A 14,222-nucleotide genomic window follows, 5' to 3' on the forward strand; every position below is an offset into this window, starting at 1 on the left:
CCCAGCAGACACCTACACTCTTGGGCATGCCGTACACCTTGCAGCGCCCGCCCCAGACGGCGGGGATCTACTGCCGCCTGTCCTACGCCCCGGACGGCTCGCTCGAGAAGGTCGAGCGGCAGGAGGCCGACTGCCGGGCCCTCGCCGAGCGCCTCGGCTGGCGCATCTCCGAGGCGCACATCTTCCCGGATAACTCCCGCAGCGCCTGGCAGCGGAACCGGCGGCGGCCCCAGTGGGACCGCATGCTGAAGTCCGTCGAAGCCCGCGAGATCGACGGGCTCCTCGTCTACCACGGCGACCGCCTCATTCGGCAGCCGTACGACCTCGAGAAGCTGATCAGCATCTCGGATCAGCAAGGGCTACGCGTCGCCAGCCCGTCAGGCACCCGGGATCTCGACAGCCCCGACGACCGGTTCATCCTGCGTATCGAGGCGGCGCAGGCGTGCCGCGAATCGGACAATACCTCTCGCCGAGTGCTGCGCGCGCTCACCGCCCGGCGGGAAAGAGGGCTCACCCAAGTGGGCGGCCGCCGGCCGTTCGGCTTCGGTGTGCTGGTGGGCGTGCGGAAGGAGCCCGGGCCCGACGGCCAGTGGGTGGAGACGTCGGTCTACGACACGACCCAGCAGGTACCCGAGGAGGCCGCGCTCGCAGTGGACGCAGCCGACCGGCTCCTAGCGGGGCAGTCGCAGGCCGGCGTCTTGCGCTGGCTGAACACGCGCTGTACCACCACCGAGGGAAACCCGTGGATCGCGAAGTCCCTGCGGAACTTGCTGACTTCGGCCCGGGCCGCCGGGCTGATCGAGCACGACGGCGAGCTCTATGACGCGGCCTGGGACGGGTTCCTCCCCCGTGAGACGTGGGAGAGCGTGCGAGCTCTGTACCGCGAGAGCGCCGAGCGGGCGGTTAACGGCGGACGGGAGCGCCGCTACCTCCTGTCGGGGAAAGGCGGCGCGCAGTGCTGCAACTGCGGCGGCTATTTGATCACCAAGCCGACGGGCGGCCGGAACCGCAAGGCGTCCCGGATCTACTACTGTCCCGCCTGCCGCGCGGTGGGACGCAACGTCGAGCACTTGGACGCCTACGTGAGCGGCCAGGCCGTCAGGCTCCTCAACGATCCGCGGTTCCTGGCGGAGCTCACAGCGTCCGCCGAGAACCCCGGCCTGGCCGACGAGGTCACCACCCTGGAGCGCCGACGGAGCGAGGTCCGCCAGCAGCTGGCAGCGCTCGCCGACCACCCGGAGGTCGACGCAGGGATGGCACTGCTCGCCCTGGCCTCCTTCGATGAGAAGATCCGGGCGGCGCGCGAACGGCTCGCGTCGTCGGCGACGCAGCGGCTTCTGGGACGTATGGCCGGCATCACGCAGGAGCGGTGGGAGGAGACGCCGGTCGACGTACGGTCAGCCACTGTGCGGGCCCTCTACGGGGTCATCGTGCTCCCGACCGCCCGCCGGGGCCCGGGGTTCGACACGGACGCGGTCCGCGTGATCCGGGTACGGTCCGACCGACGGTCAGGAGCGGCCCCGTCGTAACCGGGACATCAGGCGTCGGGCCAGTGCTGACGCCACAGCCCGTCGCCGCCGATCCGGCGGCCGTAATCGGAGATTTCGGCGCACAGCTGCTTGGAGGCATGCTGCTCGTTCAGGAGCCAGACCAGCGCGCCCTCGCGCTCCACGGGGGCCGCGAGCGCGTTCGACGGCAGCACGTCAGCTGAGACCTGCTCCCAGGCGATCGAGGCCATCTCGAGCCCCTCGGCTGGCTGGTCGATTCGGTCCGTGTTCGAACAGGGCGTCTGCTCCCACCGGCCCTGCGCCATCAGCGCTTCGTGGAGCAGCGTGAGCTCGTCGCACAGAGCGGGGGTGCCGTGCTTCGCGCCGATGCTGGCGACGATCAGCCCGTCCATCTCGTCTACGCGGCAGGCCCTGCCCGACGGCAGGGCATCCATGGGCACCACCTGGAACCGAATCTTTGCAGGTGCCTTCGTTGCGCCGTCGCTCATGCGTCTGTACCTCCCCGTGCCTGGCCCCTGTAGCTCACCGCACAATACGCACCTTAGTTCGAATGGCAGCGTGCGATACGGAGCCTTTACTTCCGCCCCCCAGGCAGGTGACCCATCATGCACCGATGGTCACTTTCGGACCAGCAGTTACGTAAAACTAACCAGAAGTGACTACGGCTTGGGCTTGCCCCACGCTTCCGCGATCGCCCGCAGGCGCTCCCGGTCCTCCGGACTGAGCGACTGGTAGTGGCGGACCATGAGCCGGGTGTCCGGATCCTCGGCCCAGATGGTGTCAACCCCGAAGAACTGACCAGCGGCCGCGTCCTGGACGAGACGCAAGGGGACCTGCAAGGCCACATGCAGGGCTCGCAGCTCGGCCGGCCCCGGAGCCTTGATCGCCTTGCCCTTCACCAGGTTCTCCAACGTGCCGCGCGTCCAGAGCGAGCCGAGCTCCGGCTGCTCCGGGTCAACAGCGAGCTCGGAGGCTCTTCGGTACGACAGGGCGAGCTCGTCCATGCGAGTTCGCGCCAGGTCGGCGAGATCCGTACGGGGGGCTGTCTCGTCAGCCATGACCATCCTCTGTCCTGGGGGCGTGGGGCGTCCGGGTGCCCAAGTGATCAATGATGCATGTGCAGCATCGTTGCAGCTCATGACACGGGGACTCGCATCCCCCTGGCCATAGTGTCCAGGTTTCTGGGCGTCGGGCGCCATACACACAACGAGATGTGACCGAATTCCGATGCGGCCCGTGCCCAAGAAACTGGACACACTGCCCAACCCATGCGACATTGGCCCTGCCCAAGTTTTTAGGCACACCGCCCAAGAGGTCGTACATGGATCCTGCGAAACAGCGCTTTCGGCTGGTCAACCCCGAGCTGCTGAACCAGCTCATGCAGCGCACCGGAACCGGAGCCAGCATCAGCCGCCGCGCGCTGGCGGCCGCCGCCGGCATCCCGCACAGCACTATCGACCACCTGCTGACCGGCGTCGTCCGGACACAACCCGACCAGGTCGCCTACACCATCGCCCGCACCATCGGCGTAGACCTCCTCGTCCTCTGGGAGCCCACCGGCCGCGCGGTACCCGTAGACGGCCCGTACGCCCCGAGCCTGGCGAGCGCATCGTGATCTGCCGCAACGCCGCTGAGGCGTTCCAGGCCGGATGGAACGAGCAGTGCGTCCACGACGTGGACCCGGTGCTCTGCCCCACCTGCCAGCTGACGGCCGACGAGATCACTGCCCTGTCGGTGCTCCACCGCACCGCCGCCCCCGTGACCACCGCGAAGCGCCCCGTACAGCGCGCGGCCTGATCACGACCAAGGGGCCGCCCGGACCCTGCACGGTCCGCGACAGCCCCTTCATCACCCGGCATACCTCAACGAGTTCAGAAATCGAGGTCACCGTGACCACAGACAATACCGCCCCCGTACCCACCGGCACGTTCGCGGATCTCCTCCCCGCGATCGAGGCCGTGACCTACCTGGCCAAGACCTTCCCGCACCTCCCCGCTCCGTACACCGTGCTGGGCCAGGGCGCCGTCATCGACCTGCAGGCGGACACCCCCGACGCGTTCGACGCGTGGCGCACCGCGCTGCAGATTCCGCCGGCCGCCGTCGAGCTCCACGCCTACGCCGAGGGCGCCTGGCTCCACGCGACCACCATCGTCCGGGGCGTGCCCCTGGTGCTGATGGGCTACGGCCTGCCGCTCACGTACGAGCAGGCCCGGACCGAGCAGGACCCCGCGGGCATCGCCCCGACCAAGACCGCCGTCGTCTACAGCCTCTCGGACCTCGCGGGCGGTGCGGCATGACGACCTTCACCCTCAACGCCGCCGCCGAGTTCGGCGAGGCCGAGGTCAAGACGACCGACCTCGCCTTCGACTTCGCCGTCGACCTGGCCCGTGAGCAGATCGACGTTTACGGCGCCCGCTGGTCCTGGACCCGCGCCACCGACCACGACGGCATGCCCCTCATGCAGACCCGCGCGGACACCCCGCGACGCCTGGACGACATCTACTGGGAGTCCGGCCCGCTGATCCCCGCGCCCCGCCCGGTCACCCACGCCGAGGCTGTGGCCGCCATCGACACCCCGGCCTGCACGGCCGCCGAGGCCAAGGCGGAAGAGCCGACGCCCACGCCGCTCGTCTTCGCCCGGATCATCAACCGCCTCCGCGGGAGGTCGTCATGACGACCACGCACAACACCATCGCGGCGGCCATCCTCGGCACCGTCCCCGGCGCCCGCCCCGACCTCACCCGCATCACCGTCGAGCACGCCTACGCCCCCTACGGGCACAGCATCCGGGACACCTGGTCCGGGTCGCTCGCCGGGCTGCTGCACCGCATCGGCACCGAGCTGCAGAAGACCACCCCAGCCGGGGCCGAGGTCACTGCAGCCCGCACCACCGTCCTCGTCGCGCTGGCCCGGGCCCTGCGCGAGCAGCCGACCGGGGCGCGCATCCTGCAGGCCCTGGACGAGCTCGGCGAGGCCGTCGTCCAGGGCGACGTCGCCGAGGTGCGGTCCTGGGTGGAAGGCATCAGCCTCCTCGCCGGTCTGCCGGCCGGACCCGACGCCGACCTGCTCGTGTACCGGGCCGAGCACGACTCGATCCGCGTCGGCCTGTACACCACGGCCGAGGCCGCGCAGGAGCACTGCGAGGCGCTCGTCTCCCGGGAGTTCGCGGGGCGCGTCTCCGTGTTCTTCGAGTGGCAGGCCGACGAGGAGGACCAGGAGCCCGCCGTCCTCGAGCTGGACGTGCTGGTCGATGGCGAGCGCGTCTCCACCGGCTACACCGTCACCCCGCTCGAGGCTGCGGCCTCGTACGACCCGGACGCCGACGAGTGACCACCGAGGACGCACTACTCCTCACGCTCATCGCCCTCGGCCTCATGGACCTGGCCGTCATCGTCATCGGCTGGATCGCCGACCGGCACATCACCCGCACCGCACACCACCGCAAGGAGGGCTGACCCATGGCCCCGTTCAACTCGCCGCCGACGAACCGGCCCCCGCGCAAGAAGAAGAACGAGCCCGCCGACGTCATGGAGAACCTGCCGCGTCTCGGCCTCCACCCGGTGGCCCCCGGCACGTGCACCACCCCGCTGTGCGGCACCGTCGCCGACGAGTTCCTCGAGGACGCCGTGCCGACCGGCTGGGCCCGCACCGGCGTCTTCGGCTCGTCGGACCCGGACCGCGTCTGGTGCTCGGGGCTGTGCGCCACGTACGGCATCGCGCTCGCCGAGGTCCGCGCCATCCCCGCCCCGCAGACGCAGGAGGTGGCCAATGCTTGAGGACGTCCTCCTCTGGGGCCCCATCCTCGCGGGCGCCGCGGTCCTGATCCTGCTCAGCACCTACACCCGAGGGCACCGCGGCCCGACGGCCGGCCCCGACGGCGACCGGACCGGCGCCCCGCTCGACAGCGCCCTGCGCCTTCAGTGCGACTCGCTGAAGTGCGGGCACATGCAGCGACCGCACGACATCACCGCGTCCGGGCGCCTGGTCTGCCGCCGCTGCCACCGGACCTACTCCGGCCGGTGAGCGGGTCCGTACGGCCGTGCGGCGATGTCCCGCCGCACGGCCTGCGGTACGCCCGCTTCTACCCGCGTGGGTGGTGCTGCGACCGCCACACCCCCTCCGCCCTCGCGGGCCGGCCGGAGCCCCAGCCCGGCCCCGGCTGGCCCGCCGGGTCCTACCTCAACCAGCTCACCCCCGAACCACCCGCAGAACAGGAGCAGCCGTGAGCACTGCCGCACCTCGCCGCCCGAGCCCGGCGAACATGCCCGCCCACCGCCCGGTCCCGGCCCCCACGTTCCAGCAGCTGTACCGGGCCGGTATCGACAACGCGCGCCTCAACCCCCGCCACCAGCTCGTCGCGTACGCCCTGATGGTCCGCGCGGACGAGGCCGGACACATCCCGCCCCACCAGCAGCCCCGCATCGTCGGCCTCGTCCACGACACCGGCCTCCACGCCGGGCAGGTCGCGGTCGCCCTCACGACGCTGCGCCAGCGCGGCTGGGTCCGCAAGGCCCGCGAGACGGACCGGTACGAGACGGCCGACTTCATCCTCACCATCCCGGAACTGCTGCTGGACCGCCTGCGCCGCCAGCACGCCGCCCAGCTCACCACCACGGAACGGACCACCGATGCCTGAGCAGGAGCTCCTGATGTCTGAACCGCCCCACGCCCCCTACATCACCGCCGTCATCGACGCCCTCATTGCGGCCGGCCTGGAACCGGACCAGTGGTGGACGTCGGACGCCGAGACCGACCCCTACGCCACCGGCGATGACGCGGGATGCACCACGATGCTCACCGCCGTCATCGGTTGGGACGACACCCGGGTGGATGAGGACGACGAGGACGGCCAGGACGGCCTGTTCCTCTTCTGGGATCACCCGGCCGAACAGTGGCAGTACGCCCGGCCCCGGCCCGAGGGCGGCAACACCGAGCCCGAGTTCCTGCCGAGGCTCGGGTTGTACTCCGACCCGGGCGCCGTAGCCGCTACCGCCCGTGCGCTCCTCGCGGACGAGCCGGTGCCCGAGGGCCACGCCCCGCACTGGCACCCGGCCGACAGCGTTCGGACTGCGGTCACCGCCTGGACCTCCCGCACCTGACCATCCCCTCACCCTGGAGAACTCGTTGACCGCCGCCGTCGCGTACGCAGCAGCCCCCGCTGCTGCTGCGCCGTGCCCGCAGCCGCCCCGCGCGGCCGCCGGAGCACGGCCGTACGCCGGTGGCGGTCTTCGCGTTCGCGTGCCTCTGCGCATCGTTGTAGGCGCTCAGTACCGTGATTCGGCCCTGAGCGTCTACATCAAAATCGCAGCGCTCGCCATGCGCCCCGAGGGGTGCACCGCGAAGGTGTCCGTCCTCGCCGAGTACCTCGGCATGTCCAAATCCGAGGCCGAACGCGGCCTGCGCGACCTCGCCACCCCGGACGACGTCGACGGCCTGGCCGAGGTCATCACGACCCGGCGCACCCTGCCCGGCGGCCGCGGCCAGTCCGCCCACCGCGTCGTCCGCGAGGCCGGCCCGGACGAGCACTTCGTGTGGATCCCCGTACGGGCCGCCGAGGCCCTCTCTCCGCGCCTGCTGCGCCTCTACGCCCTCGTCGCGTACGCCGCCGTCCGCAACCAGCCGTTGGCGGTCGGGGACCTCGGCGCGATGCTCTACCACCACTCCGGCAAGCAGGCCGGCGAACACCTCGGCGAGCGCCAGGCCGCGCGCCTGGTCGCCGAGCTCGCCGCCACCGGGTGGATCACCGTGCACGAGCGGCAGGGCCTGCAGGGTCGCCACGCCTACGAGGCCCACCGCCACCCGCTGCAGGCCGTCCAGCTCGAGGACGCGGCCCCTGACATCCATGACGGATCGGGTCCCGACAGCTGCGACGGATCCCTCACGTCTAGGGAAGACACCACGACTGACCGACCCTTGACGAACGAGACGGCCGCCTTGGGTATCCGCCGTAGGCGAGACGCGGGTAGTTACGGGCCCCAGCCTGTGGAAAAGCGCAGCAACAACGGCGGGGGCACGCCCCGGGCTTACGCCGGACCCGGTCTGAACCTCTCCTCGAGGGTCTGGTCGGTCCTGGACCCGGTACGCCACGAGCTCCCCGGGATCCGGACGTACGTCATGCGCCGCATCGGTCACGAGATCGGCCGCCAGCTCGAGGCCGGTGTCGGCATGGAGCGCCTGACGGCCCGGCTGACGCGCCGCTGGGCGTCCACGGAGGCGCCGCACGGCGGTGACGTCGGCCGGTGGATCCTCGGCGCCGGGCTACCCCGCCACGGATGCGGCCTGGCCGCCTGCGAGTCCGGCGTCACCTGGCACACCGGCCAGGACTGCGCCGTCTGCGCCGACAACGCTCAGGAACGGGCCGCCCGGGCGCAGCAGGAGGCCGTGGTCCAGGAGCAGCCGCCCGACCCGCCGACGCCGCTGCCGCCGCGGTGGTCGGCGCCCGCCCGCCCGGCCGCGAGCAGCTGCCCACCACCGGACCCGGACTCACGGGAGCAGCTGCGGGCGGCCGCAACGCCGGCCGCGATCCGCCAGGCCATCCGCGACCACGGCAGGGCCAAGGCCACGTACCTCTACGGCCACGCCCTGGTCCTCCCGCACCTCAACGCGCTCGACAACCCCGAAGGGACACCCGCATGAAGCCGAGCCGCCACCACATCACCACCTGCCGCAGCTGCCGCGCACCGATCTGCTGGGCGCTGACCACGGCCAACGGTCGGCGGCAGCCGGTCGACGCCGAGCCGACGGGGGCCGGGAACCTTGCCGTGATGCAGGGTCCGGACGGGGTGCTGTACGTCCGCAGCATCACCCAGGCCCGGCCGGAGATCCGGCCCGGGGAGTGGCAGGCCATGCCCCACCACGCCACCTGCAGCAGCCCGCCGCCGAGGCGCCCCGCCCAGCCGAAGGAGCGGCAGCAGTGACCGCGGCCGCGCGGTGCCGCGCCCCTCGGTGTCCTCGCCCGCCGGGCCGCCGGTCCACGCTGTGCTGGAAGCACTATGCGCGGTGGCGCCTCTACCGCGACTTCGACTTCAACCAGTGGACGACGGCCGACCTGGACGACGTGGAGGCGGCCGCCTGTGCCCGCCGGATGCCGCCCGGGATGACCCGCCGCGAGCGGGTCCTGCTCGGCCTCGCCCTGACCGACCGCGGACTGACCGCCGTCGACATTGCCCGCATCACCCAGGTCTCGCCCCGCACCGTCGTCCGCTGGCGCAGCGCCCGGCGAGCACCAGCCCACCGCTGAACACCTCTGGAGGAACCGATGCTCAACTCCGTACCCAGCCCCCGACCCTCGCAGGGCACCCCGTCCACCGGCGAGGTTCCGCTCCCCGTCGGCAAGCTCATTTCGTGGGCTGTCGATCACGACGTGAAGGGCGTCGCGCGCAAGGGCGAACAGGTCCGAACCCTCCTCGCGGAACTGCGCGCCCTGTACGCGGATGCCGAACAGATCGCCCAGGCCGACGCCGAGGAGCAGCAACTCCTGCAGCAACTGAAGGCCGTACGGGCCCGCAAGGAACAGCTGCGCCCGAGGCGGAAGGCGTCCGGCATCGACCAGGCGGCGGTGCGGGCGTGGGCACGCAAGAACGGGCACACCGTCCCGAACCGCGGCAACGTCCCGGGCGACGTCGTCCAGGCGTGGCGCGCAGCGACCGGCAAGGCGGTCTGACGATGCCCGAGCGCCCTACCCGCTTCCCCGCTCTCGCCGTGCCCTGCCCCGCCTGCGGCAGCGAGGCCGGCCAGCTGTGCACCAGCCACGGCGGCAACCGCGTCCGCCGGAACGACGTTCACCAACTCCGTACCGCCGCCTGGCGCGCGGCCCAGCCCACCGGGAGCACCCAGTGACCGAGTTCGTACGAGGCTTCCGCCTCCACCCCCGCAACGGCCCCGCCCTCGATGGCGCCGCGTTCCCCTCCGGCCGCGTCTTCGTGCTGGATGACCCCGTGTTCGGCTTCGCCACCGTCGCCGCCTCCGTCGAGGAGCTGCTGCGCGGCGGGTACCTCGGGGCTCGCATCGAGTGGGCCGACCAGGCGCTGGCCGAGACACCCGCTCCCCGCTGCCTCACTCCGTCCGAGCACGACCGGGCCTGGCACGAGGACGAGCAGGCCGCCAGCCCGAGCCGCATGGCCGCCGAGGCGCAGCAACCCGCTGCCGCCCCGACCGAGGAGCCGAAGTGAGGACTGCCCGCACCGCAGACGAGACCAAGGTGTCCCAGCGTGTTGGCCAGAACATCAAGCGCATCCGCACCGCCCGCGGCCTGTCCGGCCGCGCGCTCGCCGAGCTCGTCCAGGGAACGGGGCACCGGCTTCATCACACATCGCTGAACACGATCGAGGCGGGCGCGAACAGCAAGGGCGGCCAACGTGCCGTCACCGTTGACGACCTCGTGGCCATCTCGGCAGCGCTCGGGATGCGGCCCGAGCAGCTGCTGGCCGAACCCGAGTGCGCCGTCTGCCTGGGCTTCCCTCCTGCCGGGTTCGCCTGTACCGCCTGCGGCACCACAACCCCACGCGCCTAGCCTCCGGCCGCCCGGCCCCCACCCGGGCGGCGTCCCACCTGCACCACCAGGAGCACCCCATGGACACCACCTGCGACATCTGCCGCCACACCACGGCCACCGGCCGCTATCTGTGCGACGCCTGCGAGTACCGGGCGGGGGCGTGGCTGGCCGGCCTGCCCGCGCAGGCGGTGCTCTTGGGGCATCTCCTCGCGCCGGTCGTGGGCCCGGCGCGGCGTGGCGGCAGCGGCCGCGCTCACTCGCCTCTGCCCGTCGACCTGCGGGCGCTGGACCTCCTGGGCGCCGGGCACGCGGTGCCCCTCGAGGACCCGCACGGCGACCAGACCGGCGGCGTGCCGGTCGCCGCCCTGCTCACTGGGTGGGCGCACTACATCGCCCACGATCTGCTCCCGGACGTCTTCATTGACGAGCAGGGGGTGCTGCGCCGGGTCGGGGCCGCCTCGGCGTGTCCGCGGACCGGGGCGAGCATCGCGGGCTGGGCGACGTGGCTGGTGCGGTACCTCCCGCACGCGGTCACCCGCCCGTACGCCGCCGAGCTCTACGAGCAGCTGCACGACGTCGTGGACCGCATCGAGCGGATCACCCACACCCGCCCAGGCCGCCGCCACCGACAGGCCCCATGCCCCGACTGCACCGCCTTCGCCCTGGTCGAGCAGGAGACGGAGCTCCACATCAACTGCGACGCCTGCGGCCACCGCCTCACCCCGGACGAGTACACGGCACACCGCGACCAGGTCATGCCCGCGCTCGCCCGGACCGCCCTCCTGATGCTGGCCCGCCGCGAAACCGCAGCGTGATCAAAAACGGGCCGCACACCTACAGTCATAGAACGACTGTTCGAGCAAATATTGATCAATCCCCGTGCGCCGGAACGTATGGGGCCTGCCTAGGAGGTCCGCATGCCCGAGTGGACGCTGCACCGCGGCGACGCCCTGACCCTGCTCCCCACGCTCGACACCCTCGTGGACGCCGTGATCTGCGACCCGCCATACAACAGCGGCGGCCGCACCAACGCCGAACGGCGCTCCCAGGGCGCCCGCGACAAGTACGTGTCGGGCGACGCCCAGCGCGACCTGGGCGACTTCGACGGCGACACCCGCGACCAGCGCGGCTACACCCACTGGCTCGGCCTGGTCCTCGCCGAGGCGTACCGCCTCACCCGCCCCGGCGGGTCGCTGCTGGTCTTCACGGACTGGGCGCAGCTGCCCGCAACGAGCGACGCCCTGCAGGCCGCCGGGTGGACATGGCGGGGCATCATCCCGTGGCGCAAGCCCATCTCGAGGCCGGTGAAGAACGGGTTTCGCCGTGAGTGCGAGTACGTGCTGTGGGGGTCGCGCGGCGACCCGATCCGCCACGCCCCCACCATCTACCTGCCCGGGTGGCTCGAGGGCTCCCAGCCGCGCGGGAAGAACCGTGTGCACATCACGCAGAAGCCGACCGGCGTCATGCGCCACCTGGTCCGCATCGCCCCCGAGGGCGGTACGGTCCTGGACCCGTTCGCCGGGTCCGGCACCACCGGCGTAGCGGCGCTCGCCGAGGGCCGGCACTTCATTGGGGTTGAGCAGTCCGCGGCCAACGCGACGACCGCCGAGGAGCGCCTGGCCGCCGCCTAACCCCGTACGCTCCGGACACGACTGCGCCCCGCCCAATGCTCCTGGGCGGGGCGCAGCTGCTTGCTGGGTTAGGCGTCCGGGTCTTGCAGGTCGGTGCGGCGGCCCTGCGTCATCCCGGCCTGGCGCTGCTCCCAGTACCGGTCGAACCAGGCGACGTCGTACTCGGGGCGGCTGCTGCCCGGCTGGTAGACGGGGGCCGGCCATCCCTCGGCCGGGTTGGTCGCCAGCCGGTGGATCAGGGTGCGGCTGCGGCCGACGCGGGCGGCCAGCTTGGGGATGGTCATGGTCCTCTTCTCCGGCGGGGGCCCCTCGGGTGGCTCGGGCATGCGGACATCCTCTCGGAGAAGTATGGACATTGTCCACACTTCTCGCTACGGTCGTACTCGCCAACAACACGGCCCCGGCAAGGAGTTCGCACCTCCCGGCCGGGGCCAGCCAAACCGCCTGTCTTCACCAGGAGGAATGACTTATGCGCGATCGTATCCGCGCCACCACGGCCTACGCCTCGGACCCCGACATGGACCTGGCCCTCGCCCGGGCCCTCACCGTCCCCGACCAGGCGACCCGCACCCTCATGACCGACATCGGCAAAGCGCTCTGCTCGGTCAGCCCGACGCTGCTCATGCGGGAGGTCACCCGCCTTGCGTACGCCGGCCGCGCCGCCACCGACGTCCACGGCTTCGGCACCCCCCACTCCGTCGCCGCCACCGGCCGCCTGCTGCGCCACATGCCCCGCGTCGACACCCCGACCGGCGAGGCCCCCATCACCCGCGCCGAGTACGGCATGCGCCTCCTGAAGAAGGCCCGCGCCTGATGGCCGGCCAGCTCCCGGCCGTCGAGCCGGACGACGCCGCCGCCGCGTACGAGCACGCCCGCGACGAGATGCGCGCCGAGGCCGACCGCCGCCGCGCCCTCGCCGAGGCCGACGCGGACGCCCGCGCCGTCGCCACCAACGCCGCCACCACCCTCTAGACCGCCGGCCGGGACCGCGCCCGCCGCCCGGTCCCGGCCGCCCCACCGCTCCCGGAGGAGCACCCCGTGAAGACGCGCACCATCACCCGCAAGCAGCTCGTCCCGCACACCGTGGACGGCACCACGCACCTCGTCCTGGACGAGTTCCCGGTCGACGTGCCCGTGCCCCCGCGCGACTGGGACCGCATCATCCTGAACGCCGTCACCGCGGCCGCCGCCCTCATCGCCACCGCGTGCATCGTCTGGTCCACCGCGTCGATCGGCGACCTCCTCGCCCAGGCGACCATTGCCCCCGCCGCGTACGCCGCCGCCGCGGTGTTCGACCTCGTGTGGCTCGGCTGCATGGCCCTGGAATGGCTCGCCCGCTACGACCACGCCCGCGCCGCGTTCCCGCGCCGCGCCGGATACGTCGCCCTCGCCGTCGCCATGGCCGCCATCGCCGCCCACGGAGCGATCGCCGACCAGCTCGCCATCGGCCTCGTCGGCGCCGCCGTCTCCGCCCACGGAGCGATCGCCGACCAGCTCGCCATCGGCCTCGTCGGCGCCGCCGTCTCCGCCCTCGCCAAAACGATGTGGACGGCCGTGCTGCGCCACCACGCCAAGCCCCTGGACCGCCGCACTCAGCAGTGGGTCGACGCCGAGCGCGCGAAGGCCGGCGGCAGCCTCGCGATGGTCGCCGTACGCCGGGAGCTCACCCGCGCCGAAGCCCTGATCACCGCCGAGCGGGCAGCCCTCTCCGGACACTCCGGAGACGATCCGGAGACCGCTCCGGAGGATCCGGAGGAGACCCCGAAGGCTCCGGAGCCGCACGTCTCCCCGCCCCTGTCTGGGCCGATGACCATTACGGATGCCGTCCGGACAGCCCTCTCCGCCGGTATCTCCGACCCGGACGCCGTCCTCCGCTACGTCCGGAAAGTCGCTGACGCGAACGCCAAGGAGGAGAGCGTCGCGCGCACTCTCCGGATGATCCGGAGCGCATCGTGACGACTCCTCCGCACGACGCAGAGGGCCGCGTCCGCGCCTGGCTCCGCGACCGTGTCGACGGCCCCCCGCAGCCGGACCCGACCCCGCTCGTAGAGGTCCACGTCATCCCCGAACCCACCGCGGGCGACCAGGACGACGAGGCCCCGGAGCAGCCTGAGCCGACCGACCCGCCGTGGTGGCACGTCATCCCCAGCCCGTGGGGAAGCCGCACCACCCCGGAACCCACCCTGACCCCGCAGCAGGTCATCGCGGCCGCACCCGGCATCCACGTCACCGTGAACCAGCCGGCCCCCGAGGCCGCGGCGCCGGCCGAGGACGAGCAGGCCCGCGAGCGCCGCCACCGACGGCAGCTCCTGGCCGCGCGCTACGGCAGCGCGGCCGCCGTCGGCTGGTGGACCGGGCTCTGCGGCCAGATGAGCGACATGCTCCGCGACGCCGGGGACAGCGCCCCGGCCGCCGGCGTCGCCATGGCTTTGGTGACGTACGTCTTCGCGTCGTACCTGCCCGGTCTCCCGTACATGCCCCCGGCGCTGCGCCCCGCCACCCGCTGGGTCGCCTGCATCCCCGTCAGCACCACCGTCCTCGCCCTCTGCCTTAACGCCCCGCACGCCCTGGCCTAGGAGAACTCCCGTG

The 14,222-nt window shown here is 72.3% G+C and carries 28 protein-coding genes; 25 read left to right on the forward strand and 3 right to left on the reverse strand.

What is annotated here, in order from left to right; all coding sequences use genetic code 11:
- The first annotated feature begins 26 nt into the window (after nt 1–26).
- Nucleotides 27–1,529 carry a recombinase family protein gene (locus ACN6LM_RS14075; RefSeq protein WP_445065690.1) on the forward strand — a complete coding sequence of 501 codons (1,503 nt, stop codon included), beginning with the start codon at nt 27–29 and terminating at the stop codon, nt 1,527–1,529.
- Between the two features lie 8 nt (nt 1,530–1,537).
- On the opposite strand, the gene ACN6LM_RS14080 is transcribed toward ACN6LM_RS14075, so the two are convergent.
- Nucleotides 1,538–1,996: a hypothetical protein gene (locus ACN6LM_RS14080; RefSeq protein WP_445065691.1), complete on the reverse strand. Its 459-nt coding sequence runs from the start codon at nt 1,994–1,996 to the stop codon at nt 1,538–1,540.
- 171 nt (nt 1,997–2,167) lie between these two features.
- Nucleotides 2,168–2,566 (reverse strand): XRE family transcriptional regulator, encoded by a 399-nt coding sequence (locus tag ACN6LM_RS14085; protein ID WP_445065692.1) that lies wholly within the window; start codon nt 2,564–2,566, stop codon nt 2,168–2,170.
- Between the two features lie 263 nt (nt 2,567–2,829).
- On the opposite strand from ACN6LM_RS14085, the gene ACN6LM_RS14090 reads away from it, so the two are divergent.
- The 20 genes from ACN6LM_RS14090 to ACN6LM_RS14185 all read left to right on the forward strand — a co-directional run bounded on the left by ACN6LM_RS14090 (nt 2,830) and on the right by ACN6LM_RS14185 (nt 11,633).
- Entirely contained in the window at nt 2,830–3,123 is a 294-nt protein-coding gene (locus tag ACN6LM_RS14090; protein ID WP_445065693.1) for a helix-turn-helix domain-containing protein, read from the forward strand.
- On the forward strand, nt 3,120–3,305 hold the full coding sequence (locus ACN6LM_RS14095) for a hypothetical protein (RefSeq protein ID WP_445065694.1): 186 nt from the start codon (nt 3,120–3,122) through the stop codon (nt 3,303–3,305). Before ACN6LM_RS14090 ends, ACN6LM_RS14095 begins: the two co-directional genes overlap by 4 nt.
- Before the next feature lie 92 nt (nt 3,306–3,397).
- Nucleotides 3,398–3,805 carry a hypothetical protein gene (locus tag ACN6LM_RS14100; protein WP_445065695.1) on the forward strand — a complete coding sequence of 136 codons (408 nt, stop codon included), beginning with the start codon at nt 3,398–3,400 and terminating at the stop codon, nt 3,803–3,805.
- Entirely contained in the window at nt 3,802–4,182 is a 381-nt protein-coding gene (locus ACN6LM_RS14105) for a phiSA1p31-related protein (protein ID WP_445065696.1), read from the forward strand. Before ACN6LM_RS14100 ends, ACN6LM_RS14105 begins: the two co-directional genes overlap by 4 nt.
- A complete protein-coding gene (locus ACN6LM_RS14110; protein ID WP_445065697.1) occupies nt 4,179–4,838 on the forward strand; it encodes a hypothetical protein in 660 nt (219 codons plus the stop codon). The genes ACN6LM_RS14105 and ACN6LM_RS14110 overlap by 4 nt, the downstream gene beginning before the upstream one ends.
- On the forward strand, nt 4,835–4,963 hold the full coding sequence (locus ACN6LM_RS14115; RefSeq protein WP_445065698.1) for a hypothetical protein: 129 nt from the start codon (nt 4,835–4,837) through the stop codon (nt 4,961–4,963). The genes ACN6LM_RS14110 and ACN6LM_RS14115 overlap by 4 nt, the downstream gene beginning before the upstream one ends.
- A gap of 3 nt (nt 4,964–4,966) precedes the next feature.
- Entirely contained in the window at nt 4,967–5,284 is a 318-nt protein-coding gene (locus tag ACN6LM_RS14120) for a hypothetical protein (RefSeq protein ID WP_445065699.1), read from the forward strand.
- Nucleotides 5,277–5,531 carry a hypothetical protein gene (locus ACN6LM_RS14125; RefSeq protein WP_445065700.1) on the forward strand — a complete coding sequence of 85 codons (255 nt, stop codon included), beginning with the start codon at nt 5,277–5,279 and terminating at the stop codon, nt 5,529–5,531. Before ACN6LM_RS14120 ends, ACN6LM_RS14125 begins: the two co-directional genes overlap by 8 nt.
- Nucleotides 5,528–5,734, forward strand: coding sequence for a hypothetical protein (locus tag ACN6LM_RS14130; RefSeq protein WP_445065701.1), 207 nt, complete (start codon nt 5,528–5,530; stop codon nt 5,732–5,734). The genes ACN6LM_RS14125 and ACN6LM_RS14130 overlap by 4 nt, the downstream gene beginning before the upstream one ends.
- Nucleotides 5,731–6,144, forward strand: coding sequence for a hypothetical protein (locus ACN6LM_RS14135; RefSeq protein WP_445065702.1), 414 nt, complete (start codon nt 5,731–5,733; stop codon nt 6,142–6,144). The genes ACN6LM_RS14130 and ACN6LM_RS14135 overlap by 4 nt, the downstream gene beginning before the upstream one ends.
- Nucleotides 6,145–6,157: 13 nt before the next feature.
- Complete coding sequence (locus tag ACN6LM_RS14140; protein ID WP_445065703.1) at nt 6,158–6,607, forward strand: hypothetical protein; 450 nt, start codon at nt 6,158–6,160, stop codon at nt 6,605–6,607.
- Between the two features lie 217 nt (nt 6,608–6,824).
- Nucleotides 6,825–8,144: a hypothetical protein gene (locus ACN6LM_RS14145; protein WP_445065704.1), complete on the forward strand. Its 1,320-nt coding sequence runs from the start codon at nt 6,825–6,827 to the stop codon at nt 8,142–8,144.
- Entirely contained in the window at nt 8,141–8,425 is a 285-nt protein-coding gene (locus ACN6LM_RS14150; protein ID WP_445065705.1) for a hypothetical protein, read from the forward strand. The genes ACN6LM_RS14145 and ACN6LM_RS14150 overlap by 4 nt, the downstream gene beginning before the upstream one ends.
- A complete protein-coding gene (locus ACN6LM_RS14155) occupies nt 8,422–8,748 on the forward strand; it encodes a hypothetical protein (protein WP_445065706.1) in 327 nt (108 codons plus the stop codon). The genes ACN6LM_RS14150 and ACN6LM_RS14155 overlap by 4 nt, the downstream gene beginning before the upstream one ends.
- Nucleotides 8,749–8,766: 18 nt before the next feature.
- The gene (locus ACN6LM_RS14160; protein ID WP_445065707.1) at nt 8,767–9,171 is read left to right on the forward strand and encodes an Lsr2 family DNA-binding protein; all 405 of its coding nucleotides are present in this window, start codon (nt 8,767–8,769) and stop codon (nt 9,169–9,171) included.
- A gap of 2 nt (nt 9,172–9,173) precedes the next feature.
- Complete coding sequence (locus ACN6LM_RS14165) at nt 9,174–9,347, forward strand: zinc finger domain-containing protein (RefSeq protein WP_445065708.1); 174 nt, start codon at nt 9,174–9,176, stop codon at nt 9,345–9,347.
- Nucleotides 9,344–9,679, forward strand: coding sequence for a hypothetical protein (locus tag ACN6LM_RS14170; RefSeq protein WP_445065709.1), 336 nt, complete (start codon nt 9,344–9,346; stop codon nt 9,677–9,679). The genes ACN6LM_RS14165 and ACN6LM_RS14170 overlap by 4 nt, the downstream gene beginning before the upstream one ends.
- Nucleotides 9,676–10,020 (forward strand): helix-turn-helix domain-containing protein, encoded by a 345-nt coding sequence (locus ACN6LM_RS14175; protein WP_445065710.1) that lies wholly within the window; start codon nt 9,676–9,678, stop codon nt 10,018–10,020. The genes ACN6LM_RS14170 and ACN6LM_RS14175 overlap by 4 nt, the downstream gene beginning before the upstream one ends.
- Before the next feature lie 59 nt (nt 10,021–10,079).
- On the forward strand, nt 10,080–10,817 hold the full coding sequence (locus tag ACN6LM_RS14180) for a hypothetical protein (protein WP_445065711.1): 738 nt from the start codon (nt 10,080–10,082) through the stop codon (nt 10,815–10,817).
- Nucleotides 10,818–10,919: 102 nt separating this feature from the next.
- Nucleotides 10,920–11,633, forward strand: coding sequence for a DNA-methyltransferase (locus ACN6LM_RS14185; protein ID WP_445065712.1), 714 nt, complete (start codon nt 10,920–10,922; stop codon nt 11,631–11,633).
- A 68-nt stretch (nt 11,634–11,701) separates the two neighbouring features.
- On the opposite strand, the gene ACN6LM_RS14190 is transcribed toward ACN6LM_RS14185, so the two are convergent.
- Nucleotides 11,702–11,959, reverse strand: a complete 258-nt coding sequence (locus tag ACN6LM_RS14190) for a hypothetical protein (RefSeq protein ID WP_445065713.1) — start codon at nt 11,957–11,959, stop codon at nt 11,702–11,704.
- A 143-nt stretch (nt 11,960–12,102) separates the two neighbouring features.
- Between ACN6LM_RS14190 and ACN6LM_RS14195 the strand changes: the two genes are divergently transcribed.
- The 4 genes from ACN6LM_RS14195 to ACN6LM_RS14210 all read left to right on the forward strand — a co-directional run bounded on the left by ACN6LM_RS14195 (nt 12,103) and on the right by ACN6LM_RS14210 (nt 14,209).
- Nucleotides 12,103–12,447, forward strand: coding sequence for a hypothetical protein (locus tag ACN6LM_RS14195; RefSeq protein WP_445065714.1), 345 nt, complete (start codon nt 12,103–12,105; stop codon nt 12,445–12,447).
- Nucleotides 12,447–12,605, forward strand: coding sequence for a hypothetical protein (locus tag ACN6LM_RS14200; RefSeq protein WP_445065715.1), 159 nt, complete (start codon nt 12,447–12,449; stop codon nt 12,603–12,605). Before ACN6LM_RS14195 ends, ACN6LM_RS14200 begins: the two co-directional genes overlap by 1 nt.
- Nucleotides 12,606–12,671: 66 nt before the next feature.
- Complete coding sequence (locus ACN6LM_RS14205; RefSeq protein ID WP_445065716.1) at nt 12,672–13,589, forward strand: protein transporter Sec31; 918 nt, start codon at nt 12,672–12,674, stop codon at nt 13,587–13,589.
- A complete protein-coding gene (locus ACN6LM_RS14210) occupies nt 13,586–14,209 on the forward strand; it encodes a hypothetical protein (protein WP_445065717.1) in 624 nt (207 codons plus the stop codon). The genes ACN6LM_RS14205 and ACN6LM_RS14210 overlap by 4 nt, the downstream gene beginning before the upstream one ends.
- Nucleotides 14,210–14,222: the final 13 nt, after the last annotated feature.

The organism is Streptomyces sp. SAS_281 (assembly GCF_052542855.1).

Bases quoted from the DNA above. Each gene is read 5' to 3' on its own strand.
- ACN6LM_RS14075 (WP_445065690.1), top strand. From the start codon at position 27: ATGCCGTACACCTTGCAGCGCCCGCCCCAGACGGCGGGGATCTACTGC.
- ACN6LM_RS14080 (WP_445065691.1), bottom strand. From the start codon at position 1,996: ATGAGCGACGGCGCAACGAAGGCACCTGCAAAGATTCGGTTCCAGGTG.
- ACN6LM_RS14085 (WP_445065692.1), bottom strand. From the start codon at position 2,566: ATGGCTGACGAGACAGCCCCCCGTACGGATCTCGCCGACCTGGCGCGA.
- ACN6LM_RS14090 (WP_445065693.1), top strand. From the start codon at position 2,830: ATGGATCCTGCGAAACAGCGCTTTCGGCTGGTCAACCCCGAGCTGCTG.
- ACN6LM_RS14105 (WP_445065696.1), top strand. From the start codon at position 3,802: ATGACGACCTTCACCCTCAACGCCGCCGCCGAGTTCGGCGAGGCCGAG.
- ACN6LM_RS14110 (WP_445065697.1), top strand. From the start codon at position 4,179: ATGACGACCACGCACAACACCATCGCGGCGGCCATCCTCGGCACCGTC.
- ACN6LM_RS14120 (WP_445065699.1), top strand. From the start codon at position 4,967: ATGGCCCCGTTCAACTCGCCGCCGACGAACCGGCCCCCGCGCAAGAAG.
- ACN6LM_RS14125 (WP_445065700.1), top strand. From the start codon at position 5,277: ATGCTTGAGGACGTCCTCCTCTGGGGCCCCATCCTCGCGGGCGCCGCG.
- ACN6LM_RS14140 (WP_445065703.1), top strand. From the start codon at position 6,158: ATGTCTGAACCGCCCCACGCCCCCTACATCACCGCCGTCATCGACGCC.
- ACN6LM_RS14145 (WP_445065704.1), top strand. From the start codon at position 6,825: ATGCGCCCCGAGGGGTGCACCGCGAAGGTGTCCGTCCTCGCCGAGTAC.
- ACN6LM_RS14150 (WP_445065705.1), top strand. From the start codon at position 8,141: ATGAAGCCGAGCCGCCACCACATCACCACCTGCCGCAGCTGCCGCGCA.
- ACN6LM_RS14160 (WP_445065707.1), top strand. From the start codon at position 8,767: ATGCTCAACTCCGTACCCAGCCCCCGACCCTCGCAGGGCACCCCGTCC.
- ACN6LM_RS14165 (WP_445065708.1), top strand. From the start codon at position 9,174: ATGCCCGAGCGCCCTACCCGCTTCCCCGCTCTCGCCGTGCCCTGCCCC.
- ACN6LM_RS14180 (WP_445065711.1), top strand. From the start codon at position 10,080: ATGGACACCACCTGCGACATCTGCCGCCACACCACGGCCACCGGCCGC.
- ACN6LM_RS14185 (WP_445065712.1), top strand. From the start codon at position 10,920: ATGCCCGAGTGGACGCTGCACCGCGGCGACGCCCTGACCCTGCTCCCC.
- ACN6LM_RS14190 (WP_445065713.1), bottom strand. From the start codon at position 11,959: ATGCCCGAGCCACCCGAGGGGCCCCCGCCGGAGAAGAGGACCATGACC.
- ACN6LM_RS14195 (WP_445065714.1), top strand. From the start codon at position 12,103: ATGCGCGATCGTATCCGCGCCACCACGGCCTACGCCTCGGACCCCGAC.
- ACN6LM_RS14200 (WP_445065715.1), top strand. From the start codon at position 12,447: ATGGCCGGCCAGCTCCCGGCCGTCGAGCCGGACGACGCCGCCGCCGCG.